17 protein-coding genes are annotated in these 23,407 nt (G+C 65.2%); 4 read left to right on the forward strand and 13 right to left on the reverse strand.

What is annotated here, in order from left to right; translation table 11 throughout:
- Positions 1-20: 20 nt before the first annotated feature.
- From ACSQ3Q_RS13395 to ACSQ3Q_RS13415, 5 genes are all read right to left on the reverse strand, one after another.
- On the reverse strand, positions 21-1,307 hold the full coding sequence (locus ACSQ3Q_RS13395; protein WP_436134862.1) for a hypothetical protein: 1,287 nt from the start codon (positions 1,305-1,307) through the stop codon (positions 21-23).
- 243 nt (positions 1,308-1,550) lie between these two features.
- Positions 1,551-2,318: a hypothetical protein gene (locus tag ACSQ3Q_RS13400; protein ID WP_436134863.1), complete on the reverse strand. Its 768-nt coding sequence runs from the start codon at positions 2,316-2,318 to the stop codon at positions 1,551-1,553.
- A 156-nt stretch (positions 2,319-2,474) separates the two neighbouring features.
- On the reverse strand, positions 2,475-3,053 hold the full coding sequence (locus tag ACSQ3Q_RS13405) for a hypothetical protein (protein ID WP_436134864.1): 579 nt from the start codon (positions 3,051-3,053) through the stop codon (positions 2,475-2,477).
- Entirely contained in the window at positions 3,050-3,349 is a 300-nt protein-coding gene (locus ACSQ3Q_RS13410) for a J domain-containing protein (protein WP_436134865.1), read from the reverse strand. The genes ACSQ3Q_RS13405 and ACSQ3Q_RS13410 overlap by 4 nt, the downstream gene beginning before the upstream one ends.
- Positions 3,350-3,443: 94 nt before the next feature.
- Positions 3,444-4,157, reverse strand: coding sequence for a YebC/PmpR family DNA-binding transcriptional regulator (locus ACSQ3Q_RS13415; protein WP_436134866.1), 714 nt, complete (start codon positions 4,155-4,157; stop codon positions 3,444-3,446).
- Positions 4,158-4,432: 275 nt separating this feature from the next.
- On the opposite strand from ACSQ3Q_RS13415, the gene ACSQ3Q_RS13420 reads away from it, so the two are divergent.
- Both ACSQ3Q_RS13420 and ACSQ3Q_RS13425 read left to right on the forward strand, forming a co-directional pair.
- Positions 4,433-5,662 carry a nucleoside recognition domain-containing protein gene (locus ACSQ3Q_RS13420; RefSeq protein WP_436134867.1) on the forward strand — a complete coding sequence of 410 codons (1,230 nt, stop codon included), beginning with the start codon at positions 4,433-4,435 and terminating at the stop codon, positions 5,660-5,662.
- Positions 5,663-5,856: 194 nt separating this feature from the next.
- Positions 5,857-6,258, forward strand: coding sequence for a lysozyme inhibitor LprI family protein (locus tag ACSQ3Q_RS13425; protein WP_436134868.1), 402 nt, complete (start codon positions 5,857-5,859; stop codon positions 6,256-6,258).
- A gap of 223 nt (positions 6,259-6,481) precedes the next feature.
- Here ACSQ3Q_RS13425 and ACSQ3Q_RS13430 read toward each other — a convergent pair whose 3' ends face one another.
- Positions 6,482-7,309, reverse strand: coding sequence for a ZIP family metal transporter (locus tag ACSQ3Q_RS13430; protein ID WP_436137000.1), 828 nt, complete (start codon positions 7,307-7,309; stop codon positions 6,482-6,484).
- 678 nt (positions 7,310-7,987) lie between these two features.
- Between ACSQ3Q_RS13430 and ACSQ3Q_RS13435 the strand changes: the two genes are divergently transcribed.
- Positions 7,988-10,270: an EAL domain-containing protein gene (locus ACSQ3Q_RS13435; protein WP_436134869.1), complete on the forward strand. Its 2,283-nt coding sequence runs from the start codon at positions 7,988-7,990 to the stop codon at positions 10,268-10,270.
- Between the two features lie 34 nt (positions 10,271-10,304).
- Here the strand turns inward: ACSQ3Q_RS13435 and ACSQ3Q_RS13440 are convergent, their stop codons facing one another.
- The 3 genes from ACSQ3Q_RS13440 to sbcB form a co-directional block, all read right to left on the reverse strand.
- On the reverse strand, positions 10,305-11,633 hold the full coding sequence (locus ACSQ3Q_RS13440; protein ID WP_436134870.1) for a protein kinase domain-containing protein: 1,329 nt from the start codon (positions 11,631-11,633) through the stop codon (positions 10,305-10,307).
- A gap of 32 nt (positions 11,634-11,665) precedes the next feature.
- Complete coding sequence (locus tag ACSQ3Q_RS13445) at positions 11,666-12,913, reverse strand: cystathionine gamma-synthase family protein (protein WP_436134871.1); 1,248 nt, start codon at positions 12,911-12,913, stop codon at positions 11,666-11,668.
- A gap of 221 nt (positions 12,914-13,134) precedes the next feature.
- Complete coding sequence (sbcB, locus tag ACSQ3Q_RS13450) at positions 13,135-14,574, reverse strand: exodeoxyribonuclease I (protein WP_436134872.1); 1,440 nt, start codon at positions 14,572-14,574, stop codon at positions 13,135-13,137.
- A 201-nt stretch (positions 14,575-14,775) separates the two neighbouring features.
- Here sbcB and ACSQ3Q_RS13455 point away from each other — a divergent pair, with 201 nt between their 5' ends.
- Positions 14,776-16,239, forward strand: a complete 1,464-nt coding sequence (locus ACSQ3Q_RS13455) for a lytic murein transglycosylase (protein WP_436134873.1) — start codon at positions 14,776-14,778, stop codon at positions 16,237-16,239.
- Positions 16,240-16,267: 28 nt separating this feature from the next.
- Here the strand turns inward: ACSQ3Q_RS13455 and ACSQ3Q_RS13460 are convergent, their stop codons facing one another.
- From ACSQ3Q_RS13460 to dnaE, 4 genes are all read right to left on the reverse strand, one after another.
- A complete protein-coding gene (locus ACSQ3Q_RS13460; protein WP_436134874.1) occupies positions 16,268-16,534 on the reverse strand; it encodes a DUF2789 domain-containing protein in 267 nt (88 codons plus the stop codon).
- A gap of 344 nt (positions 16,535-16,878) precedes the next feature.
- Positions 16,879-19,227, reverse strand: a complete 2,349-nt coding sequence (gene clpA, locus ACSQ3Q_RS13465; protein WP_436134875.1) for an ATP-dependent Clp protease ATP-binding subunit ClpA — start codon at positions 19,225-19,227, stop codon at positions 16,879-16,881.
- Between the two features lie 57 nt (positions 19,228-19,284).
- Positions 19,285-19,653, reverse strand: a complete 369-nt coding sequence (gene clpS, locus ACSQ3Q_RS13470) for an ATP-dependent Clp protease adapter ClpS (RefSeq protein ID WP_409887207.1) — start codon at positions 19,651-19,653, stop codon at positions 19,285-19,287.
- Positions 19,654-19,732: 79 nt separating this feature from the next.
- Positions 19,733-23,272 carry a DNA polymerase III subunit alpha gene (gene dnaE / locus ACSQ3Q_RS13475; RefSeq protein WP_436134876.1) on the reverse strand — a complete coding sequence of 1,180 codons (3,540 nt, stop codon included), beginning with the start codon at positions 23,270-23,272 and terminating at the stop codon, positions 19,733-19,735.
- Positions 23,273-23,407 lie beyond the last annotated feature (135 nt).

Here is a 23,407-nt window from a genome sequence, read left to right on the forward strand (position 1 = left end):
GTGGGAGCCGCTGGGCGCGGTCAGGCGGTGACGTTGCACTCCCGGCGCAGCAGCGCCAGGGCGTCGTGCATCTGGTAGTCCATGTCGCTCAGCAGCGTCTTCTCTGCGTCCTGCACAAAACTCGTCCACAGGGTGATGTAGTCCTGCTGGTGGACAGCAGGCGCATGGCTCTGAATGAACTCAGTGGCCAGCGGCGGTTGCCAGCCTGATTTACGGACCTTGCGCACCAGGCTGGCGGCAGTCTTTTCGGTCAGCAGTGTCTTCTTTGGCACGCCCGCGGCCAGGCACAGGAACAGCGTGAGCAGCGAATGCTCGTCGTCGTTGCCCTGCACTGTTTTTGTCCAGGTCTTGCTGGCAGGCTGGGGCGGCTCGTCGTCGCCATCCAGATCATCGAGGCTGCGGTGGTAGTCGTCCACGGCGGCCAGGGGGTCGTCCAGCAGAAAGTAGCGCGCCCGAAAAGCGCTGGTAGGCCGCAGCAAGCCGCGCAGCGGTGTGGCGGATTCGACCAGCTTGGGCAGATCGGCCAGCACTGCGGCGCATTGGGCCTGCACCACCTCACGCAGATCGACGGGCAGGCCGGGGGGCAGGCGCAGCTGCGTGGGGGCAGGCAGCTTCTTCTTGCGCAAGGCGGCAACGATCTTCTCGAAGCGCACCGCGCTGGGCCACTCGTCCAGGTCTGCCGATTTGGGCGCGAGAGCCTGCATCAGCAGGCCGGTGCGAATCACCGCTTCGGCGTCGGCGCCGGCCGCCTCGAGCTCGTCCGGGTCAAGGTCGTACTGTTCGGCGAGCCACTGGGCAGCACCGAGGGTCTGGGCAATCAAGGTGCGCCGGGCCAGCTCGGCCCGGTAATCCGCATGGCTGCGCAGCGACCACGTGGCCAGCAGCGGGGTTTCGGCATCGGCGTAGCCGCCCATGCCGAAGTTGCTGCTCTCGGGCAGGGCAATCAGCCGCTTGAGCATGTCGGAGCCGCCCTTGGAGCGCGACAGGAACGAATGGTCGCGCAGCGACACCGCAGCCTCGTGCAGATCGCCGCCCGTGGTCTCCAGCAGGTACAGGCTGATCAGGTTGACCATGCGGTCGCGCGCCTTCTCCAGCTCGGGCCGCAGGAACTCGCTGCCGAAGTAGCGGGCGATCTGCACCATGCCTTTGGGGGCATCGGCGTTGATGGCTGCCAGCCGGTCCCCGCTGACGATGCCGTGCGACACGCCGTAGGCCAGGGCTTTGTCGAAGAACGGGCGGGCGTCGTGGAGTTGCAGCGCGCTGGGTGCGGCAGGCAAATCGGTGGGTGGTGTATGAGGCACTGTCATTTAGGTTTTCTCGCGCTGTGCATCGTCACGGCTGATGGAAACTGGCGCGCCCCATGCCAGGACCGCCGCGCAAGGGCCGCCCCGCGGCGCTGGCGGTGTCCCCCTTCCCAAATTGCGCAGCAATTTGAGAGAAGGGGCTGAGGGCCGCGGCTCCAAGCCTGCCTGCGCAGGCTTGGACGTGCCCGAAGAGCCGCAGCCTCTGGCTGCGGCACCGAGGCGCGAAGCGCCTCAGGGGGTTGCCCTCTATATCGCAGATTCTTCATCAGAGGCCCGGGCCGCAGGCGTGGCCTTGCCGCGGTCGGTGTCGCTGGTCTCGAACTTGCCGTCGTCCTCTTCCGCCGGCTCGTCGCCCTCCTCCAGCCCCAGGTCGTAGGCGCGGGCCTTGGCGCGCAGCACCAGCAGCATCTCGATGAACAAATCGCGGCACTCGTAGCGCAGCAGCCAGGCCATTTGCATCCAGTCGCGGTCGGCCACTTCGTCCTGGTCGACGCGGGGCTGCACGTAGCCCGATGCCAGCAGCTCATCATCGGTCAGCGTGAGGCCGTAGTCCTCGGCGGCGTCGAAGGTGCCGGTGCGGGCAAACGCCTCGATGCGGCTCCACTTCTCGGCAAAGTAGTTGGCCAGCGCCTCGGCACCGCCTTCCAGGTCGCCAATGGCGGTGAGGAACTCCACCGGGTCGGCATCGTCGCGGAAGATGACCGCATTGACCATGCTGCGCAGGTGCGTGTGCGTGAGGTCCTTGTATTGTTTCTCCAGCACCATCGCCCGCGCAAACTGCTCGGGCGTGACGAGCATGTTCACCACCGAGGCCTTGGACTCGTCGTACTCACGCATCACGGCCAGGATGTCCTTGGGCGCGAGCTGGTCGAGCACCACCATCAGCGCGCGGTCGCCCTCGGTATCGGCCAGCTCAGCCAGCGCCGACTCCGCACCCACGATGTCGCCCGCCGCGATCAGGCTGGTGGTCTTGGTGATGAGGGCGAGGTGGGTGTTATTGCTGTCGTTGCTCATGGTCATCTCTCGGGTCTTTGCAAAATCTCTCGTCGCTTCCCGAAGGCGGTCAAAACCGGCGCGGGTTCATCGCCGGTGCCACCGTGGATCCGGCTTCGCCGGTCCACCGGAGGCGTCCCCCCTCGGGGGGGATGGCGCGAAAGCGCCTCAGGGGGGCTAGTCCTTCCGGTCGAACCCTACGTCCGCCAACCAGTTGGAACTCGCTTCATCCCGGGTGCGGCTGTTTTGTGGGTCCGCTGCGTCGTCGGCGCTCAGCGCGTTGAAGTCGTCGTCGTGCTCGGCCGCATCTGCCGCGTCTTCGTCCTGGTCACCATCGGCCCCTTCAGCATGCGCAGCCGGTGCCATGCGGGCGTGCTGGTGCAGGTACTCAAGCCCTGCGGCCACCACCAGGAAACGCGCGCCCTGCGGCTCGCGCAGCACGGCTTGCGCCAGGCTCTGGGCCCAGGGCTCGAGCGTCACGGCTTGGGTCAGGCTGTGCCAGTCGGGCAACTCCTCCTGGGGCAGGCCCAAGAAGCGCTCCACCGCGGCGGGCTTGGCAAAACGGAACCCCTGGTGAAAGACCACAGCCACCATTTCAGGCGCCATCTCCAGCATCTGCACCAAAAAGCCGATTTCGTTGCGCTTTTCGGCGAGCCGCTTGCGCAGCACGTCCTTGCCTTCGGAGTCGGACACCAGATCGTCGAGCTCGGCTTGGTAGGCCGAACGCAGGTCGTAAAAGTAGGGAGAAAGTTTCACTGAACGCCAGAAGAGGAAGAAAGAATGTTGTGGGCGTACGCCTGCCAGATTTCCTGCGCGGTTTGCAGCGGGTCGTCGAGCAAGTTGCGGCGGCGGTTGTCGTCGTAGGCCTGGCGTGCGGTGTCATCCGACAGCACCTCGTAGGCCTTTTGCACGGCCTGAAAGCGCTGCGCAGCATCCGGTGCGTCGTTGCGGTCCGGGTGGTAGAACGACGCTTTCTGCCGAAAGGCCTTCTTGATGTCGGCCAGCGATGCGTTGGGCGCCAGCCCGAGGGCCGCGTAGTGGTCTGCAGTCATAAAAAGTGCGAAGGCTGCAACGGCATGCGCGAAGGTTGCACGCACAAATCAGGCGGGCACTCAGCAGGCCGGTACCCCCGGTTGCGGGTCGTCTTCAACTGCCCAGGCTCACAAACACGTTCTGCACGTCGTCATTGGCGTCGATGGCCGCCAGGAAGGCCTCGACCTCTTCGAGCTGCTCGGCAGTCAGGTTGGCGGGGTTGACGGGGTTCTTGGGCTTGTAGCCGAGCTTGGCCGACAGCACCGTAAAACCCTGGGCTGGCAGCGCGCGGCTCACCAGGTCCAGATCGGTCGGGTCAGTCCAGAAGGTGGTGGTGCCTTCCTCGTCGCCGGCTTCAAAATCCTGCGCGCCGGCTTCGATGGCGGCCAGCTCCGGGTCGGCATTGCCATGGGTGGGCTCGGCTTCGATCATGCCCACGTGGTTGAAGTCCCAGGCCACCGAGCCCGAGGTGCCCAGCTGGCCCTTGCGGAACAGCACGCGCATTTCGGGCGCGGTGCGGTTGACGTTGTCGGTCAGGCATTCGACCATCACGGCCACTTGGTGGGGCGCAAAACCCTCGTAGATCACATGTTCGTAGTGGACGGCATCAGCCCCGGTGCCAGAGCCCTTCTTGATGGCGCGCTCCAGCGTGTCCTTGGGCATCGACGCCTTGCGGGCCTGCTCGACCACCAGGCGCAGCCGGGAGTTGCTGGCCGGATCGGCACCGCCGCGTGCGGCCACGGTGATTTCCTTGACCAGCTTGCCAAACAGCTTGCCCTTGGCGTCGGCGACCAACGCCTTGCCCTTTGCCTTCCACTGTGCGCCCATGATGGATCTCTTTCCCTTGGAGTTGTTGCGGCGCGCCGGGGCGCCTGAGACGGGGTGGCTCACCGCTCACCACAGGAAAACGACCCTCTGGATGCCCCTGCGGTGAACTGAACCGAACCCTATAGGGTACCACTGCGGCCACCGTTGCCTGCCAGCCACGCCAGCAGACCCTGCCCCGGACAAGGAAAGGTAACCTCGCAGCCAGTAGTCAGCGGATTCAAAGTCCGCAGCTCATCCCAAGCGACCGATCCACCCCTTGCCCTGGCGAACTCCTGATGCTCAATACCCTGTGGCTGGGTTTTTTTCTGACCGCGGCCGTGGCCGCGCTGGCGCAATGGCTGGTGGGCGGCAACGTGCAGATCTTTGCCGCGATGGTCGAGGCCCTGTTCGCCATGGCCAAGCTGTCAGTCGAGGTGATGATGCTCCTCTTCGGCACGCTCACGCTGTGGCTCGGGTTTTTACGCATCGCCGAAAAAGCCGGGATCGTTGACGCCCTGGCGCGGTGGCTGGCGCCGCTCTTTACCAAGTTGATGCCAGGCGTGCCCCGCGGCCATCCTGCCCTGGGCCTGATGACACTGAACTTTGCCGCCAATGCCCTCGGGCTCGACAACGCGGCCACCCCGATGGGACTCAAGGCCATGAAGGCGCTGCAGGAGCTGAACCCCGAGCCCGAGACCGCCACCAACGCGCAGATCCTGTTTTTGGTGCTCAACGCCTCGTCGCTCACGCTGCTGCCTGTCACCATCTTCATGTACCGCATGCAGCAGGGCGCGGCGGACCCGACGCTGGTGTTCCTGCCCATCCTGCTGGCCACGTCGGCGTCCACGCTGGTCGGGCTGGTGAGCGTGGCGGTGGTGCAGCGACTGCCGTTGTGGAGCCCCGTGGTGCTGGCCTATTTGGTGCCTGCGGCGCTGGTGCTGGGGGGCTTCATGGCGCTGCTGGCCACGCTCAGCGGGGCTGCGCTGGCCCAGCTGTCGTCCCTGCTGGGCAACCTCACGCTGTTTGGGTTGATCGTCGCATTTGTGGTGATCGGCGCCTGGCGCAAGGTGGCTGTGTACGAGGCCTTCATCGAAGGCGCTCGCGAAGGCTTTGACGTGGCCAAGGGCCTGCTGCCCTACCTGGTGGCCATGCTCTGCGCGGTGGGCGTGTTCCGTGCCTCGGGCGCGCTCGGCTATGTGCTTGGCGGTATCCGCTGGTGTGTGGAAGCCCTGGGCGCAGACACCCGCTTTGTGGATGCGTTGCCGACCGCGCTTGTCAAGCCGTTTTCGGGCAGCGCGGCCCGCGCGATGCTGATCGAGACCATGCAGACCCACGGCGTGGACAGCTTTGCCGCCCTGGCTGCGGCCATCATCCAGGGGAGCACCGAGACCACCTTCTACGTGCTGGCGGTGTACTTTGGCGCCGTGGGCATTCAGCGCACCCGGCACGCGGTGAGCTGCGCGCTGCTGGCGGAGCTGGCGGGCGTGGTGGCGGCGATTGGCGTGTGCTACTGGTTCTTTGGGTGACTGCCGACGGGCGCTGCGGCGCGGGAGCAGAGCCACCAGATACTGGACAGGTCTTCGCCCACCAAACGCACGCCTCACCGGCGCTCTGGCGCACCCACAAGACGCCGCCTCATCCAACACCGTTTTCCATCTCAACAAAAGCCAGCGACATGCACGCCCAGCCCTTACTGCACCGGTACCGAAAAATTTGCGCCATGGCGATCTGGGCGGCGCTCGCCTTGGCTGCCGACGCCCGTGCCACGGCCTCGACCACCACCGATTGCGATGCCTACTCCCAGGCCGGCCGGCTCACCTGCCTGCGCACAGCGGCGGCGGCCAGCGAGGTCAAGCTGGCGCAATCGCACCAGGTGCTGGTGGTGGCCATCGCAGCTTGGTACGAGGACGCCCGGTACCAAGCCGCCGCCAAGCGCAGCCTGGTCGCCGCGGACCGGGCGTTTGCCAGATACCGCGCTGCGCAGTGCGAACTGAACAATGCGCTGGGCGGCGGCGCGATCGGCGCTGCCCTCCAGATGCGGCAGCTGCTCTGCGTGGAGGCGCTGAACACTGCGCGGGCGGCACAGCTGGAGCAATGGGGCACGAACCTGGGGCAGCGCTGAACCGCGCTTTGAGTGCCTATGCCTCAGAAAATCAAGTCAAAAAGGGCTCTAGCGCTTATTCATCAATCACATGTAGCTAATATTTTTATAGCAAACTGCTTGAAATTGCTTCCGGCGCTCGTGAGCAGGGCCTCCCCGAAACCCAGGCATGTACAGCATCTGCAGGCCATCACAGAACGGCGTCCTCACACTGCACGGGTGCGGCCCAGGTGAGGCCGAGTGGTCACCCCAAGGCCGTGTCCAGCAGCATCATGATCACAAACCCCACCATCAGCCCGCCGGTGGCCCAAGCCTCGTGGCCCTTGCGGTGCGACTCGGGGATGATTTCGTGGCTGATCACGAACAGCATGGCCCCGGCCGCAAAACCCAGGCCCCAGGGCAGCAGGCTGGCTGAATAGCTGACCACGGCTGCGCCCAGCACGGCCCCCACGGGCTCTACCAGCCCAGACGCCATGCCCAGCCCTACGGCCAGCGCGCGCCGGTACCCTGCAGCCAGCAGCGCCACGGCCACCACCAGGCCTTCGGGCACGTCCTGGATCGCGATACCGGTGGTCAGGGCGCTCGCGCGCAAGGCGTCGCCGCCCGCATAGGCCACGCCGATCGCCAGGCCCTCAGGCAGGTTGTGCAGCCCGATCGCAAACACAAAAAGCCAGGTGCGCCGCAGCGTGCGCGAAGTCTGCCCGCCCTCCACGCCCTTGATGAAATGCTCGTGCGGCAGCAGCCGCTCCATCGCCAGAAGCGCCAGCGCGCCCAGCAGGATCGCCGCGCCCAATGTGCCACCCGCCGCCCAGGCACCGGCGCCGCTGGCGCGTGCTGCAGAAAGGCCGGGAATGATCAGCGAGAACGAGCAGGCCGCGAGCATCACGCCCGCGCCAAAGCCGAACAGCGTGTCCTGCGTGCGCTCAGACAGGCGCTGCGACAGCAACACGGGCACCGTGCCGAGCGCGGTGGCCAGTGCCGCCGCCAACCCGCCCCAGAGCGCGCCCAGCACTGCGGGCTGGCCGGCAATCCAAGCCCATGCCTGTGCCCCGGCCGCGACGATGCCCAGCAGCACGATGGCCCACCCGAGGAGCCTGCGCGGCAAGGGACGGCGAAACGAAACCTGCGTAAGCCGAAGTGCGCCGGGCAGACTCGCCACGCCGTGAGCAACGCCCTGGGCACCAACTGACATTTCGGGTAAGACCGCTTCCTCATGGATCGGACCAGACGGTTCGTTACCCATGCCAGCCACTGCGGCGCCCGCCCGATGCGGCGCGCGCACGACTGCGCCGCTGGGCGTCAGCAAGGTGGCGGCGGTGGGGGAAAGGCTCGAATCCATTGGCATTGCTCCTGTGGAAAGCCCTTTGCGGTGGACGGATGTGACGTACTCAGGCCAGTAAATGATATTTATTCTCATTTGAATTGTCCAGCCGGGGACCCGCCCCCCTACCCTGAGTGCTTGTTTCGACCCTTCGAACGCCGGTTGGGGAAGCGCTAAAACCAGCGGCAGGACCGGAAACGAAGGCTGCGCATTTGGGCTGTCGCCGGGGAAGCCGTGATGTGGTCCTGGCAAGCTCCCGGCGCAACGCGCCAATTGGTGGTTTCCACCATGCGGGGCCGCCACGCTGTATCTATGCTGACCTGGGTCAAGACGTAGGACAGATCCGGGGTTCTTCGTGTTGCCTGTTGTGCAGGCAACTCCCTCCACCCTTCGTGCTCTGCGCGTTACCCGCGCTCCCGAACACACCGCATGACCCTGATCTTCGATACGCCCGCCACGGGAGACATCCCGGAGCCCACGCATTCCCAGGCGCTGTTGCAGCTGTGCAAGCGGCTGGAGCGCGCGTGGACGCTGTCGGACGTGCTGGACGCCGTCACGCCCATGGGCGAGGCCGTGTTCGACTATCCGAACGTCTGGCTGGCGCTGTTCGATAGAGACTCCGATTCGCTCGACTTTCTCACCCACGCCACGGCTGGGCATGCAGGCGCCATCAGCCGCCAGTTGCAGACGATGAAGATCCCGATCCGTGGCGACGTGCTGCTCGAAGAAATCATGGAGGCCACCCACGTGGTGGTGGTCGAAGACGCACGCACCGATCCGCGCACCAACAAGGCCGTGGTCGCTGCGCTGCAAAACCGCACCATCATCAACGTGCCGCTCATCATGGCCGAGCAGCGGCTGGGCGCGCTGGGGATGGGCACCTATGGCGACGAGGAAGGCGTGCGGCCCCCGAAGCCTTGGCAGATGGAGCTGATGCAGGCCACGGCCGGCCACCTGGCCGTGGCGCTGGACCGGGTGCGCTTCATGACCGCGCGGCGCGAGGCCGAAGAGGCGCTGATGCAGGAAAAAGAACGCCTGCAAGTCACCCTGCATTCGATCAGCGATGCGGTGGTGACGACGGACGCCGACGGCCTGGTGCGCTATCTCAACCCCGCCGCGCAAGCCCTGACCGGCTGGCCCCTGGCCGCAGCCACCGGTTGCAGGCACCAGGACGTGCTGGGCCTCGCGGCCGAGCCCGGCAGCCAGACCGCCCCTGACTTGGTGGGCCGTGCGCTGGCCCAGGGCAGCACGCAGCTGCACGCCAAGCTGCGCGCCACACCGCGCACAGGTACGCCGCTGTTGATGGATTTGTCGGCATCGCCGCTGCTGCGCCCGGGCGGCGAAGCCGATGGCGTGGTGCTGGTATTCCGCGACGTGACCGAGGCGAGCCGGTTGAGCCGCGAGATGGAGTTTCAGGCCCTGCACGACACGCTGACCAGCCTGGGCAACCGCCGCGCGTTCGAACATCTGCTGGGCCAGGCGTTCACCGCCACGCGCGGTTCCAGCGCGCACCACTGCGTGTGTTACCTGGACCTGGACAACTTCAAGGTCATCAACGACACCTGCGGACACGCCGCGGGCGACGAGTTGCTGCGGCAAATCTCGCGCTTGTTCCTGGCGCACCTGGAGCCGCAAGACCTGCTGTGCCGATTGGGCGGCGACGAGTTCGGCATCCTGCTGTGGCAGCGGGACCTGCCCCAGGCCATGCAGGTGGCGGAGCGCCTGCAGCAGGGCCTGGCCGCATTCCGATTTTTGTGGCGCGACCATGTTTTCAGCGTGAGCGTGAGCGTGGGCGCCGTGATGCTGGACGCGTCCACCGAAAGCGTGGGCGCGGTGCTGCAGGCCGCCGACAGTGCCTGCTACGTGGCCAAGGACGGCGGCCGCAACCGCATCCATGTTTATGCCGAGAACGACCCCGCACTGGCGCAGCGTTACGGGGTGATGGAATGGGTGAGCCGGATTGAGTACGCGCTCCAGAACGACCGCTTCGAGCTGTTCTGCCAGCCCATCGTGCGCCTGGGCGTTGCCGCAGACGTCGAACCGCCGCCGCGCCTGCACTGCGAGGTGCTCCTGCGGATGCGCACCGCCGATGGCACCCTGGCTTTGCCCAGCGAGTTCATGCCGGCGGTAGAGCGCTACCACCTCGCCGCCCGGGTGGACCGCTGGGTGATCCGCAAGACCCTGGCCTGGATGGTCGAGCACCAGGAGCATGTGGAGTTGTGCTGCATCAACCTGTCGGGGCAGTCCGTGGGCGATGCAGCTTTCTTGAGCCAGGTGCTGCAGGCCATTGACGAGACGCCGGTGCGCTGCGACCGGCTGTGTTTTGAAATCACCGAGACCGCGGCCATGGGCGACCTGGCCGCGGCCAACCGATTCCTTCACGCGCTGCGGGCCCGTGGTTGCCAGTTTGCCCTGGACGATTTCGGCAGCGGCCTGGCCTCCTACGCCTACCTGCGCGAACTGGCGGTGGACACGCTCAAGATCGACGGCCAGTTCGTGCGGCGCATGGCCGACGACCCGGTGAGTTTTGCCATGGTGAAGTCCATCCACGAGATCGGCTGCCTCATGGGCAAGAAGACCGTGGCGGAATTTGCTGAAAGCGCAGCCATCGTGGATCTGCTGACCGGGCTGGGCGTGCACTACGCGCAGGGGTATGCATTGGGGCGGCCTGCCCCCATCGACCAGGTGTTTCTGGAGACAGTGCCCCGCTGAACCCACGCGGCCGCGCGGCGCATGGCGCGGCTTGTCAGCCCGGCGGGCCGGACGGCGCAGCCACCAGCTCCCACTCCGCCAGTTGTTCGTTGGTGGCAATCAGCCGCCCCACCAGCAGCTTGATGAAAGCCTTGTCGAAGCGGGACTGCAGGTCTTCCGAGGCCTCGCGCAGCGCGGGGTTGCGCACCTTGAGCACCAGCACCTCGGTTTCGGCCACGGCAGTGGCGGTGCGCATCTTGTTGTCGGGGCGCAGGTAAGTCATCTCACCCAAGGTCACGCCCGGGCCCAGGGTGCTCAGGTTCCAGCCCTGGCGGCTCACGGCCACCTGGCCTTCGATGAGGATGCAGAACGAATCGCCGGGCGTGTTCTCGCGCATGAGCACGGTGCCCTGCTCCAGCCGCCGCCAGTTGCCCAGGCGCATCAGCTCCCACAGCGCCACATCGTGAAAGTCCGCAAAAAACGGGAGGGCGCGCAGGCGTGCAAACCGCTCGGCCTCGGTGTCTTGCGAGCGCTGGCGCGGCAGCCCCTGGTGGGCAGCCAGCAGCGCCTGCGCAAAATCCTGCCAGGTGGCAAAACGATCCGCGGGCTGCTTGGCCATGGCGCGCAGCAGGACGTCGTCCACGTGTTTTGGCAGCGCGGCGCGCAGCAGGCTGGGCGGCGTGGGGGCTTCGTTGCTGATCTTGTAGAGCGTGGCGAAGTCGGTGTCGCCGTCAAACGGCCGGCGGCCCGTGAGCAGCTCGTACACCACCACCGCCAGCGAGAACATGTCGCTGTGGTGGGTGAGGTCCTGCTCGCGCACCTGTTCGGGCGACATGTACGACGGCGAGCCCACCAAGCCCGACAGCTGCGTGGCATCGCTGCGCAGCGACAGCGCCGCGCCAAAGTCGGTGAGCTTCACGTCGCCCCCCTGCGCCAGCATCAGGTTGGCAGGTTTGATGTCCCGGTGCACCAGACCTTCGCGGTAGGCGTACTCCAGCGCGTTGCAGCACTTGAAGGCAATGTCCAGCACCTGCGGCACGGGCAGCAAGGCATCGGGCGTGGCGTAGGCCGACAGGGGCTGGCCGTCCACGTACTCGAGCACCAGGTACGGCGGCAGCGCCTCTTCGTCGGCATCGAGCAGCCGCACGATGTTGGGGTGCCGCAGTCGGCCCGACAAAGCCGCTTCGTTGCGCAGCAGCTTGCGGTAGCGTTCGGCCTGGTCCGGGATTTTCAGCAGGTGCGCGTGGGTCTGCTTGATGGCCACCTTGCGGCCCCGAAAGCCGTCGAGCCCCAGAAACACGATGCCGCTGGCGCCCCGCCCCAGTTCGCGTTCGATGCGGTACTTGCCAATGCTGGCGGGCAGTGCCGAAGGGGTGGTGGCCATGTTTGGTGCGACGGCGGGGGTGGAGTGGGGCTTCAGCAGCCTGCCAGAGCCTGCTCGAAGTCGGCGAGCAGGTCCTCGGGATCCTCGAGACCCACCGACACGCGGACCATGCTGTCGCCGATGTCCATCGTGGCGCGCACGGCCGGGCCGGCCTCCCAGAAGATCGTGTGCGCCACCGGGATGATCAGCGTGCGCGTGTCCGCAAGGCCCGTGGCCTTGATGGGCAGCTGCAGGCGGTTGCACAGCGGCAGGCACTGCGCCGGGTCATGCAGCTCGAACGACAGCAGCCAGGAGCCCGACTTGAAATGCTTGCCCGCAAAAGCATGTTGCGGGTGCGAAGGCAGGCCGGGGTACAGCACGCGCGAGACCGCAGGTTGTTGCTCGAGCCACTGGGCCAGGGCCAGTGCCGTGGCGCTGGTGCGGTCCATGCGCAGGGCCAGGGTCTCGGCGCCCAAGGCCAGTTGGTGCGCAGCGTGCGATGACAGCGTGCCGCCCATGTCGCGCAGCCCCTTCTTGCGCAGCTGCTGCAAGCCCCAGCCCTTGGCATCGCCCTTGCGGTAATTGGCAAAGATGTTGGGATAGGCCGACCAGTCGAACAAGCCGGTGTCGGTAATAGCCCCGCCCAGCGCATCGCCATGGCCGCCAATGCTCTTGGTCAGCGAATTGACCACCAGGCCGGCACCGACCGTGACCGGGCGAAACAGATAGGGCGAGGCCACGGTGTTGTCCACCACGTACAGCAGGCCATGCTGGCGGCAGAGCGCACCGATGCCGTCCAGGTCGGGGATCTGCGTGCCGGGGTTGGCAATGGTTTCGACAAACACCATCCGGGTATTGGGACGCAAAGCCGCCGCGACCTTGGCGCTGTCGGTGGCGTCCACCACGCTCACTTCGATGCCCAGGTCCGCCAGCGTGCCGAGTACGCTGTTGGTATTGCCAAACACAAATTGGCTGGCCACCAGGTGGTCGCCCGCCTTCAGCAGCGTGAGGAACACCGCACACACCGCCGCCATGCCCGTGGAAAACACGATGGTCCCCTGCCCCTGCTCCATCTGCGTGAGCTTGGCTTCCAGCGCCGCGGTGGTGGGCGTGCCCTGGCGCGCATAGTTGAAGCCACCCTTGCTCGTGCCCTGGAACACGGCGATCAGGTCCTCGACCTTGTCGTAGCCGTATTGCACGGAGGTGTGGATGGCCTTGTGGATCGCGCCATGCTCAGCGCCGCCCAGGCGGTCAGCATGCAGGATTTGTGTGGTGAAGCGGTTGTTCTGCGGTGTCGTCATATAAGTTTGCGGGTATCTCTGTCAGCAACAAGCACAGGCCCTTCGAAACCGGCGCGCCGTCATCGCCAGCGCCCCCTTGGAACCGGCTTTGCCGGGCCACCGGGGTGCGTCCCCCCTCAGGGGCGGAGGGGCCGCGGCTCCGAGCCTGCCAGTGCAGGGTTGGACGGCTCCGAAGAGTTGCCTCCTCTGGCGGCAACTCCGGGCGTTTGCGCTCAGGGGGCTTACCTTTCAGGCGCGATGTGGTCGGCGTAATCGTACAGGGCGCCCAAAATATCTTGCGCGCGGTCGTCGGCGGTTTCCGACATTTCATCGATCTCGGTGAAGAGCTGCTCCACCGTCCGCGCGCCGCCCTCGCCATCGAACAGGCACGCGGCGCGATGCGCCTCCCAGCGCTCAGCTTCTTCGGCCGACAGCGTTTGCGGAAAATTGCGTGCCCGGTAGCGCCAGAGCAGCTCTGCCAGGCGCGGGTCGTCAAACGCAGCCCGCGCCTTGGCCAGCTTTTCGCCGCTCTGGGTGCGCAGGTCGTTGAGCAGGCGGCGGTCGTTGTTGCCGACGAAGCCGCCGTAAAGGTCCTGGTCCACATCAAGTGCGGCCTCGGCCGGGCGCACGAACACCGCGGGCCAAATGCCGCTCATGTCGGGCATACCGCGGGCTGCTTCGGCGTGCTGGGCGGCCTGGTCCAGATCGATGCCCCAGCGCTGCGCCAGAGCGGGTGTGAGCGTGTTCACATTGCCCACCACCATGGGTGACTTGTTGAGGTGGATGGTCTTGACCGGCAGGCGCGACACGCCCTCGGGCAGCGCATCGGCCTTGCTGAACATGCGCAGGCGGATTTCATCGACGCCCATGGTCGACAGCGGCGTCGGGTCCTGCGACAGATCCCACGCGATGAGCTCGTTCTTGTTGGTGGGGTGGCTGGCCAGGGGCCACATCACCGCCAGGCAGCCACGCTCGGCCGGGAACATGCCCGACACATGCAGGAATGGCCTTGCCGTGATGGCGGTGGCCGGCAGGCGCAGCTCCGTCGCCACGCGGTCCTTCTTGTGCAGCGACAGCGCAAAGTCAAAAAGCTTGGGGTTGTGCTGGCGGATCAGCCGCGCCAGCGCGATGGTGGCGCGCACGTCCGAAAGCGCATCGTGCGCGGCCTCATGCAGCAGTCCGTTGGCCTTGGACAGGTGCTCCAGCTTGAAGCTCGGCGAGCCGTCTTCCTTCTTGGGCCAGGTGATGCCGTCGGGCCGCAGCGCGTAGGTCATGCGCACTACGTCCAGCAGGTCCCAGCGACCGCACTGGTTTTGCCACTCGCGCGCATACGGGTCGATGAGGTTGCGCCAGAACATGAAGCGCGTGATCTCGTCGTCAAAGCGAATGGTGTTGTAGCCCACGCCGATGGTGCCGGGCTGGGCGAATTCGCCTTCGATGCGCGCGGCGAACTGGTGCTCGGGCACGCCTTTTTCCAGGCACAGCTGGGGCGTGATGCCGGTGATGAGGCACGACACCGGGTCCGGCAGGTAGTCGTTGGCGGGCTGGCAGTAGAGCATCAGCGGCTCGCCGATTTCGTTCAGCTCCGCATCGGTGCGGATGGCCGCGAACTGCGCGGGCCGGTCACGCCGCGTGTTGGCGCCAAAGGTTTCGTAGTCGTGCCAGAGGAAGGTGTGGGCCATGGGCTAAGGGCAATCGGCAACAAGAAGCGGGAGGGGTGGGAAGGGCCAAATGTACCCTGATTTATGGTCTTTTTGGGCTCTAGCGCTTGCTCATCAAGCGCTAGCAGCTATCAAAATAGTAGTAAAGCCTTCCAGCACCTGCTTCACGCAGTGATACACCTGTACGGGCAGCGCTGACGCGGTAGCGCGGGACAATGGCCCATGCCCCGTATTACTTCTATCTCCCCCGTGCGCCTGCCCCGTTCGCTGTCGGCCTCTGCGCAACCTTCGATGCTTGCCATGCCCGCCCCGCGGGTCACGCTGCTGGTCGCAACCGCCGTTTTGGCCGCCTGCGCCGCCGCCCCGGCGGACAAACCATCGGCCCCGGCGCCGTTGCCTAGCGCACCGCGCGCATCGACGAGCCCCCTGCCCGCCCCGCAGCTCCCTGCGCCTGCCGCGGCGCCGACCGTGACCTCTGGCCCAAACGCCGTGGCTGCGCCGCCTGCTCCCGCCACCGACGCAGACCACGCCGCAGGCTTTGCCAGCTGGAGAACCGCCTTCCAGGCGCAAGCCCTGCAAGCCGGAATCAGGCCCGACACCGTGCGCAACGTGCTGGCCAACGCGCAGTGGCAGCCCCGCGTAGTAGAGCTCGACCGCGCCCAGCCAGAGTTCACGCGCACGCCGTGGGCTTACCTCGACAGCGCCGTGTCACCGCAGCGCATTGCGCAGGGCCAAGGCAAGCTGGCTGAGCATGCGGTGGCGCTCCAGGCCGCATCAGCCCGCTACGGCGTGCCCGCCGCAGTGATCACCGCCATCTGGGGCATGGAAAGCAACTACGGCAGCAATTTCGGCACCTTCCGCACGGTGGATGCGCTGGCCACACTGGCGTATGAGGGCCGGCGCCGCGCGTGGGCGCAGAACGAATTGCTGGCCGCCTTGCGCATCATCGACCAGGGCGACATTGCCGCCGACCGCATGGTCGGATCGTGGGCAGGGGCCATGGGGCACACGCAGTTCTTGCCGTCCGTATTTTTGCGACACGCGGTCGACGCCGACGGCGACGGCCACCGCGACATCTGGGGCAGTGTTCCCGATGTCGCAGCGTCCACTGCCGCGTTTTTGGCGGGTGAAGGCTGGCGGCGCGGCGAAGCCTGGGGCGTAGAAGTCCAGTTGCCAGCGTCGTTTGACTACGCGCGCACCGAACTCACGGTGCGCCAAAGCTCGGCGCAGTGGGCCGCCGAAGGCGTGTTGACGGTGGGTGGTCAGGCACTGCCGGCGCTCGACAACGCCTCGATCCTCACGCCCGCGGGCGCCCGGGGACCGGCGTTTTTGGTGGGGCACAACTTTCGCACCCTGCTGCGCTACAACAACGCTGTGACCTACGCGCTGGGCGTCGCGCAGCTCTCGCAACAAATCGAAGGCGGAGCCACTATTGCGGCCCCCTGGCCGCGCGACCTCCAGCCGTTGTCGCGGGACCAGGTTCAGGCCTTGCAAACCGCGCTGAACGCGCGGGGCTTTGATACGGGTACGCCTGACGGCGTGCAGGGCCCGGCGACCCGGGCCGGCCTGCGGCGCTATCAGCAGAGCGAGGGATTGGTGGCGGACGGCTACGCCACCCTGGATTTGCTCGACCGCTTGCGCGGCGGCGGCGTTGCGCCAATGACCTCTGTGGCGCCCGCCCGGTGAGTGGGTCACCGCTGGGCACGCAGCTGGGCTATACCTGTTCAAGCCCCGCGCCGAGCTCCACCGCGTCGGAATGAAGCGCCTGGTTGAGCTGGTCCACCACCATCGCCCAAAGAGCGTCGGCCTTCAGTTGCTCGACCAAAAACTGGCGTTGCGAATCGCTCCAGAACGGGGCCTGTCCCAAAGTCACGTCTGTCGGCAGTTGATGGCTTTTGATGAACTGTGCGATGTCCTGCTCGCCGGCGTCGAGCCCCAGTTGCAGGAAAAGGTTGGTCATGGTGGGGTCGGTCGTAATCATGCGCAGAACTCCTTGTGATGCTGATGAAGAGCGGCCTCTACGCCGCATGGTGCGAGCGCGTTGCCGCCTGTGCATCGAACATAGCAGCCGGAATGGCACTAAAAACGCTGCGGCACCGCCCATGGCCGGGTTCACCGCAAATTCAGGGTTTGCCGTAGAGCAGCTTGCGACGATCGCTGTCCAGCATTGAAGCCGTTGGCTGACAGACGCGTTATTTCGCTGACTCCCTCGGCCAGCAAAAGAAAAGCCAGCCATCGGTGCGATGGGCTGGCTTGGTGTGCAGAGCAAGCACTGCAGATGCCGACGGCGGGGGCGTGCGAGCCCCGACACCGATAGGAAAGGGCTTAGTCGGCCGTGGCTTCTTCCGGCTCGGCGGGTTCCGACTTCGCCGAACGCTCCTTCTTAGGCAGCGGCTGGATGTCGAGCAGTACGTCGGGCGTTTCCACGCCCTTGTCGTCGGTCTTGATCTCGATGTCCACCGTGAGGCGGCCGCCTTCGGTGAGACGCCCGAACAGCAGCTCGTCGGCCAGCGCACGGCGAATGGTGTCCTGTATCAGGCGCTGCATCGGACGCGCACCCATCAGCGGATCGAAGCCCTTCTTGGCCAAGTGCTTGCGCAGCGTGTCGGTGAAGGTGACTTCCACCTTCTTCTCGGCCAGTTGCGTCTCCAGCTGCAGCAGGAACTTGTCCACCACGCGCAGGATGATCTGCTCGTCGAGCGCCTTGAAGTTGACGATGGCATCCAGCCGGTTGCGGAACTCGGGCGTGAACAGGCGCTTGATGTCGCCCATTTCGTCGCCCGCTTGCCGCGGGTTGGTGAAGCCAATGGTCGCCTTGTTCATGGTCTCGGCGCCGGCGTTCGTGGTCATGATGATGAGCACATTGCGGAAGTCGGCCTTGCGGCCGTTGTTGTCCGTCAGCGTGCCATGGTCCATGACCTGCAGCAGCACGTTGAAGATGTCCGGGTGCGCCTTCTCGATTTCGTCGAGCAGCAACACCGCGTGTGGCTTCTTCGTGATGGCTTCGGTCAGCAGACCACCCTGGTCGAAACCGACGTAGCCCGGAGGCGCGCCAATCAGGCGGCTCACGGCATGGCGTTCCATGTACTCCGACATGTCGAAGCGCAGGAGCTCGATGCCCATGATGTAGGCCAGTTGCTTGGCGGCCTCGGTCTTGCCCACGCCCGTGGGGCCGCTGAACAGGAACGAGCCGATCGGCTTGTCGCCCTTGCCCAGGCCCGAGCGCGCCATCTTGACAGCGCTGGCGAGCACTTCCAGGGCTTTGTCCTGGCCGAACACCACGCTCTTCAAGTCGCGTTCCAGGGTCTGCAGCTTGCCGCGGTCGTCGTTGGACACATTGGCCGGCGGAATGCGGGCAATCTTGGCCACGATTTCTTCGATCTCGGCCTTGCCGATGGTCTTCTTGCGCTTGCTCGGCACCATGATGCGCTGGGCAGCACCGGCTTCATCAATCACGTCAATCGCCTTGTCGGGCAGGTGGCGGTCGTTGATGTATTTGGCGCTCAGTTCGGCAGCGGCTTGCAGGGCGGCCGCCGCGTACTTCACGCTGTGGTGCTCTTCGAAGCGCGTCTTCAGGCCCTTCAGGATGTCGATGGTTTCCTGCACGGTCGGCTCGACCACATCCACCTTCTGGAAGCGGCGTGACAGCGCGGCGTCCTTTTCGAAGATGCCTCGGTATTCTGTAAAGGTGGTCGCGCCAATGCACTTGAGCTGGCCACTGGAGAGCGCCGGCTTGAGCAGGTTGGAGGCATCCAGCGTGCCGCCTGACGCTGCACCCGCACCGATCAGGGTGTGGATCTCGTCAATGAACAACACGGCGTTGGGCTTGTCCTTGAGCGACTTGAGCACGCCTTTGAGGCGCTGCTCGAAATCACCGCGGTACTTGGTGCCTGCCAGCAGTGCGCCCATGTCGAGCGAATACACCACAGCCTCGGCCAGGATCTCGGGCACGTCATTCTGGGTGATGCGCCAGGCCAGGCCCTCGGCGATGGCGGTCTTGCCCACGCCAGCTTCACCCACCAGCAGCGGGTTGTTCTTGCGGCGGCGGCACAGGATCTGGATCGTGCGCTCCACCTCATAATGGCGACCGATCAGCGGATCGATCTTGCCTTCCTTGGCGGCCTGGTTCAGGTTCTGGGTGAACTGCTCCAGCGGCGACGCCTTTTCGCTGCGCTCGCCGCCACCGCCCTCTTCGCTTTCAGCCTGGTTCTCGGCCTTGGCAGGCTCTGGCGGCTCGCCCTTCTTGATGCCGTGGGCGATGAAGTTGACCACGTCCAGGCGCGTCACGCCCTGCTGGTGCAGGTAGTACACGGCGTGCGAATCCTTCTCGCCAAAGATCGCCACGAGCACGTTGGCGCCGGTGACTTCCTTCTTGCCGTTGCCAGTGGACTGCACATGCATGATGGCGCGCTGGATCACACGCTGGAAGCCCAGCGTGGGTTGCGTGTCCACCTCGTCAGTGCCGGCCACCTGGGGCGTGTTGTCTTTGATGAAATTCGACAGCGATGACCGCAGATCATCGATGTTGGCCGAACAAGCGCGCAGCACCTCCGCTGCGCTGGGGTTATCGAGCAGTGCAAGCAACAGATGCTCCACGGTGATGAACTCGTGGCGCTGCTGGCGGGCCTCAACGAAGGCCATGTGCAAGCTGACTTCCAGTTCCTGGGCAATCATGTGAACTCCTTTGTGCTTGCGTGGAAGGGATAACTTTAGATCGGGACAAAAGACCTGTTATTCAACAGGCTCACTGACACATTGCAGTGGGTGGCCCGCCTTGAGGGCGGCGTCAAGCACTTGTTCCACCTTGGTAGCAGCAACGTCGCGGGAATAAACCCCGCAGACGCCTTTGCCGTCCAGATGGATCTTCAACATGATCTGGGTCGCTTGTTCGCGGTCCTTGCTGAAAAACTCCTGCAACACCACGATGACGAACTCCATGGGGGTGTAGTCATCGTTGAGCATGACCACCTGGTACATCTGGGGGGGCTGGGTCTTTTGGGTGCGTCTTTCGAGCACGACCGAACCGCCATCATCCCGCGCTGGCCGTGTCACGGGCGGCGCGGTGGGGGGTGAAGGTGGTTTAGTTGCCATGAAATTCATTCTAGCCATCCGCGCGACCTACTGCCGCGAGAGAAATCTGGCGTTGATCCTGTTTTTTTCAAGGCCATGCCCCATCGCCTCACCCGTGGTCGTACACCACGGTCGCCGAACCGGTGCCCACCTGGGCCGTCCAGGCCGCCAGCGCAGCGTCGGTGGGGTAGAAACGCGCGCTTTCGCCGAGTTGCAGTTCCGCTACGGCGGCAGCCCCCTCGGCGGTGCAGCGCACGCCCATGCGCACACGCAGGCCGTGCGTGAGGGGGTCGCCCTCCAATACCTCCTCTCGGCGGGGCGGAAATTCCCGCACCAGGCGTGGGACGTCCGGGCCTTTCTCGCCGACGATCACATGCAGGTATTTGCCAAATCGGCAACGCGCTCCGGCCAAGTCCCACACCTGTTGCACCTTCACCCGAAGGCCGCCGCTGAAATGGTCGAGCTGCAAGCGCCCCACCATGACGACAAATTCGTCTTCCTTGAGCTGGTTGCGGTAGGTATTGAGCAGCGCCTCGTCGGCGGACGCCTCAATCACGCCAGATTTGTCTTCGAGCTTGAAGAGGCCCAGCTTGCCACGCTGGCCGTTGATGACGCGAAAGTCGCTGATGATCCCGGCCAGCACCTGAGGTTCGCGGCTGTCGAGCAACTCGTCGATCGACGTGCGCACGAAACGCCGCACCTCGGTCGCCACCTCATCGAAAAGGTGACCAGAGAGGTAGAACCCTACGGCAGTCTTCTCAAGCAGGAGGCGCTCCTTGATGCCCCAGGGCAGCGCGTCGACCAGTTCGGGCTCCTGCGTGCTAGAGCCATGGGCGTCGTCGCCCATCATGTCAAACAGGCCGCCCTGGTTGACATTTGCCAGCGTGGCGGCTGCAAAGTCAAAAGCCCGGTCGATGGATGCCACCATCGCAGCGCGGTTCATGTTGATCGAGTCGAAGGCGCCGGCCTTGATCAAGGCCTCCACGGACCGCTTGTTCATGCGGGCCTTGTCCACACGCAGGCAGAAATCGAATAGGCTCTTGAACGGGCCGATGGTGGAGCCTTGCGGGCCCTCGCCACGCCCCTCGCGGGAGGCAATGATCGCTTCGACTGCCTGCTGGCCTGCGCCTTTGACGGCGCCCAAGCCATAACGAATGATCTTGTCGGTGACAGGCTCGAACCGATAAAAGCCCCGGTTGACATCCGGCGGCTCAAACGAGAGCCCCATCTTCTGCGCATCCTCGAACAGCACCTTGAGCTTGTCGGTGTCGTCCATTTCCACGGTCATGTTGGCGCAGAAGAACTCGGCCGTGTAGTGCACCTTCAGCCAGCCGGTGTGGTACGCGAGCAAAGAATACGCGGCAGCGTGCGACTTGTTGAAGCCGTACCCCGCGAACTTCTCCATCAAGTCGAACACTTCGTCGGCCTTCTCCTGGCCAATGCCCTTCTCGGCAGCACCCTTGCGGAAAATCTCGCGGTGCTCGGCCATCTCCTCGGCCTTCTTCTTGCCCATGGCCCGGCGCAGCATGTCGGCCCCGCCCAGGCTGTAGCCGCCCAGCACCTGGGCGGTCTGCATCACTTGCTCCTGGTAGACCATGATCCCGTAGGTTTCGGCCAGCACAGGCTCCACCAGCGGATGCGGATACTCCACCGGCTCCTTGCCGTGCTTGCGGTTCACGAAGGTGGGAATCAGGTCCATGGGACCGGGGCGGTACAGCGCATTCAGCGCGATCAAATCTTCCAGACGGCTCGGGCGTGCCTCTTTCAACATGCCTTGCATGCCGCGGCTTTCAAACTGGAACACCGCCTCGGTCTTGCCTTCGGAAAACAGCCGGTAAGTGGGCCCATCGTCGAGCGGAATGTTCTCGTATGAGAAGTTCTCCTGACCCTTGTGGCGCTTCATGATGAATTCGCGCGCGATCTCCAGGATCGTGAGCGTGGCCAGGCCCAAGAAGTCGAACTTCACCAGGCCGATGGCTTCCACATCGTCCTTGTCGTACTGGCTCACAGCCGACTCGCTGCCGGGCTGCTGGTACAGCGGGCAAAAATCGGTGAGCTTGCCCGGCGCGATCAGCACGCCCCCGGCATGCATGCCGATATTGCGGGTCATGCCCTCGAGTTTTTGCGCCATCTCGATGATGGTCTTGACGTCTTCTTCCTTGCGCACGCGCTCATAGAGCATGGGCTCAAGCTCCAGCGCGTAGTTGTTCTTGTCGCCTTCTTTCTTCACCTCGGGGGGGTACGCCAGGGTGTAGGACATGCCGGGCTTGCCGGGCACGAGCTTGGAAATCCCATCGCAGAACATGTAGCTCATGTCCATCACACGGCCCACGTCGCGGATGGCCGCCTTGGCCGCCATGGTCCCGAAGGTGGCGATCTGGCTCACCGCGTTCTTGCCGTACTTGTCCTTGACATAGTCGATCACGCGGTCGCGGTTGGACTGGCAAAAGTCGATGTCGAAGTCGGGCATCGATACCCGCTCCGGGTTCAGGAAACGCTCAAACAGCAGGTTGTATTCGAGCGGGTCCAGGTCGGTGATCTTGAGTGCGTAGGCCACCAGCGAGCCCGCACCCGATCCCCGGCCCGGCCCCACCGGGCAGCCGTTGGCCTTGGCCCACTGGATGAAGTCCCCAACGATGAGAAAGTAGCCCGGAAAGCCCATCTTGAGGATGGTGCCCAGCTCGAACTCCAGGCGCTCCACATAGCGTGGGCGCTCCTTGTCGCGCTTGGCCTCGTCGGGGAAGAGGTGCTTCAAGCGCGCTTCCAGCCCTTCAAACGACGCATAGCGAAAGTATTCGTCGGCCGGCATGCCGTTGGGCGTTGGAAAATCGGGCAGCTGCGGCTTGCCCAGCACCAGGGTCAGGTTGCAGCGCTTGGCCACCTCCAGCGTGTTCGTGATCGCCGTGGGCACATCGGCAAACAGGGCCTCCATCTCGGCACTGGACTTGAAATACTGCTCGCGCGTGAACTTGCGCACCCGGCGCTGGTTGGCCAGAATCTCGCCTTCGGCAATACAGATGCGCGCTTCGTGGGCTTCGTAATCTTCGGCGGTCGCAAATTGGACCGGGTGCGTGGCCACCACCGGCAGATTGAGGCGCGCCGCCAGCTGCACGGCGGCAATCACGTGGGGCTCGTCGTCCGGACGGCCCGCACGCTGAATCTCCATGTAAAAGCGGTGGGGGAAAATCCCCGCCAGCTCCAGCGCCACGTTGGCCGCGCCAGCGTCGTCACCCTTGATCAAGGCCTGCCCCACCGGGCCTGCCTGGGCGCCGGCCAGGGCGATCAGGCCCTCGCCCAGTTCACGCAGCCAGTCCCAGGTGCAAACGGGCACGTTCTTCACCACATTGCGTGTCCACGCGCGCGCCAGCAGTTCGCACAGGTTCAGATATCCCTGCTTGTTCTGCACCAGCAGCACCATGCGCGCGGGCCCGCCGGACTCCGAGGCGACATTGATCTCGGCGCCCAGCAATGGTTTTACGCCCTTGCCTCGCGCCTCCTTGTAGAACTTGATGGCGCCAAAGAGGTTGTTGAGGTCGGTGATGGCCAGCGCGGGTTGACCATCCTTGGCGGCGGCCTTGGCCACCTCATCGATCCGGTTGGTACCGTCGACGACGGAAAATTCGGTGTGCAGGCGCAGGTGAACAAACATGGGAGCATTGTAGAAAGGCCGGCAGCCCTCCCGACGCGCAAGCGGGGCTTGAAACACCTCTTGACAGATACACCCCCGGTACAATGCCCTGCTGCGCGCGCCGGGATGCCCTAGGCGCTTGGGCCCCCGGGGCCC

Source organism: Acidovorax sp. LjRoot129, from assembly GCF_964253765.1.
GTDB lineage: Bacteria > Pseudomonadota > Gammaproteobacteria > Burkholderiales > Burkholderiaceae_C > Acidovorax.

What these genes read in the sequence shown, in the direction of transcription:
- ACSQ3Q_RS13395 (WP_436134862.1), bottom strand. Translation starts at nt 1,307, where the DNA reads ATGACAGTGCCTCATACACCACCCACCGATTTGCCTGCCGCACCCAGC.
- ACSQ3Q_RS13400 (WP_436134863.1), bottom strand. Translation starts at nt 2,318, where the DNA reads ATGAGCAACGACAGCAATAACACCCACCTCGCCCTCATCACCAAGACC.
- ACSQ3Q_RS13410 (WP_436134865.1), bottom strand. Translation starts at nt 3,349, where the DNA reads ATGACTGCAGACCACTACGCGGCCCTCGGGCTGGCGCCCAACGCATCG.
- ACSQ3Q_RS13415 (WP_436134866.1), bottom strand. Translation starts at nt 4,157, where the DNA reads ATGGGCGCACAGTGGAAGGCAAAGGGCAAGGCGTTGGTCGCCGACGCC.
- ACSQ3Q_RS13420 (WP_436134867.1), top strand. Translation starts at nt 4,433, where the DNA reads ATGCTCAATACCCTGTGGCTGGGTTTTTTTCTGACCGCGGCCGTGGCC.
- ACSQ3Q_RS13425 (WP_436134868.1), top strand. Translation starts at nt 5,857, where the DNA reads ATGGCGATCTGGGCGGCGCTCGCCTTGGCTGCCGACGCCCGTGCCACG.
- ACSQ3Q_RS13435 (WP_436134869.1), top strand. Translation starts at nt 7,988, where the DNA reads ATGACCCTGATCTTCGATACGCCCGCCACGGGAGACATCCCGGAGCCC.
- ACSQ3Q_RS13440 (WP_436134870.1), bottom strand. Translation starts at nt 11,633, where the DNA reads ATGGCCACCACCCCTTCGGCACTGCCCGCCAGCATTGGCAAGTACCGC.
- ACSQ3Q_RS13445 (WP_436134871.1), bottom strand. Translation starts at nt 12,913, where the DNA reads ATGACGACACCGCAGAACAACCGCTTCACCACACAAATCCTGCATGCT.
- sbcB (WP_436134872.1), bottom strand. Translation starts at nt 14,574, where the DNA reads ATGGCCCACACCTTCCTCTGGCACGACTACGAAACCTTTGGCGCCAAC.
- ACSQ3Q_RS13455 (WP_436134873.1), top strand. Translation starts at nt 14,776, where the DNA reads ATGCCCCGTATTACTTCTATCTCCCCCGTGCGCCTGCCCCGTTCGCTG.
- ACSQ3Q_RS13460 (WP_436134874.1), bottom strand. Translation starts at nt 16,534, where the DNA reads ATGATTACGACCGACCCCACCATGACCAACCTTTTCCTGCAACTGGGG.
- clpA (WP_436134875.1), bottom strand. Translation starts at nt 19,227, where the DNA reads ATGATTGCCCAGGAACTGGAAGTCAGCTTGCACATGGCCTTCGTTGAG.
- clpS (WP_409887207.1), bottom strand. Translation starts at nt 19,653, where the DNA reads ATGAATTTCATGGCAACTAAACCACCTTCACCCCCCACCGCGCCGCCC.
- dnaE (WP_436134876.1), bottom strand. Translation starts at nt 23,272, where the DNA reads ATGTTTGTTCACCTGCGCCTGCACACCGAATTTTCCGTCGTCGACGGT.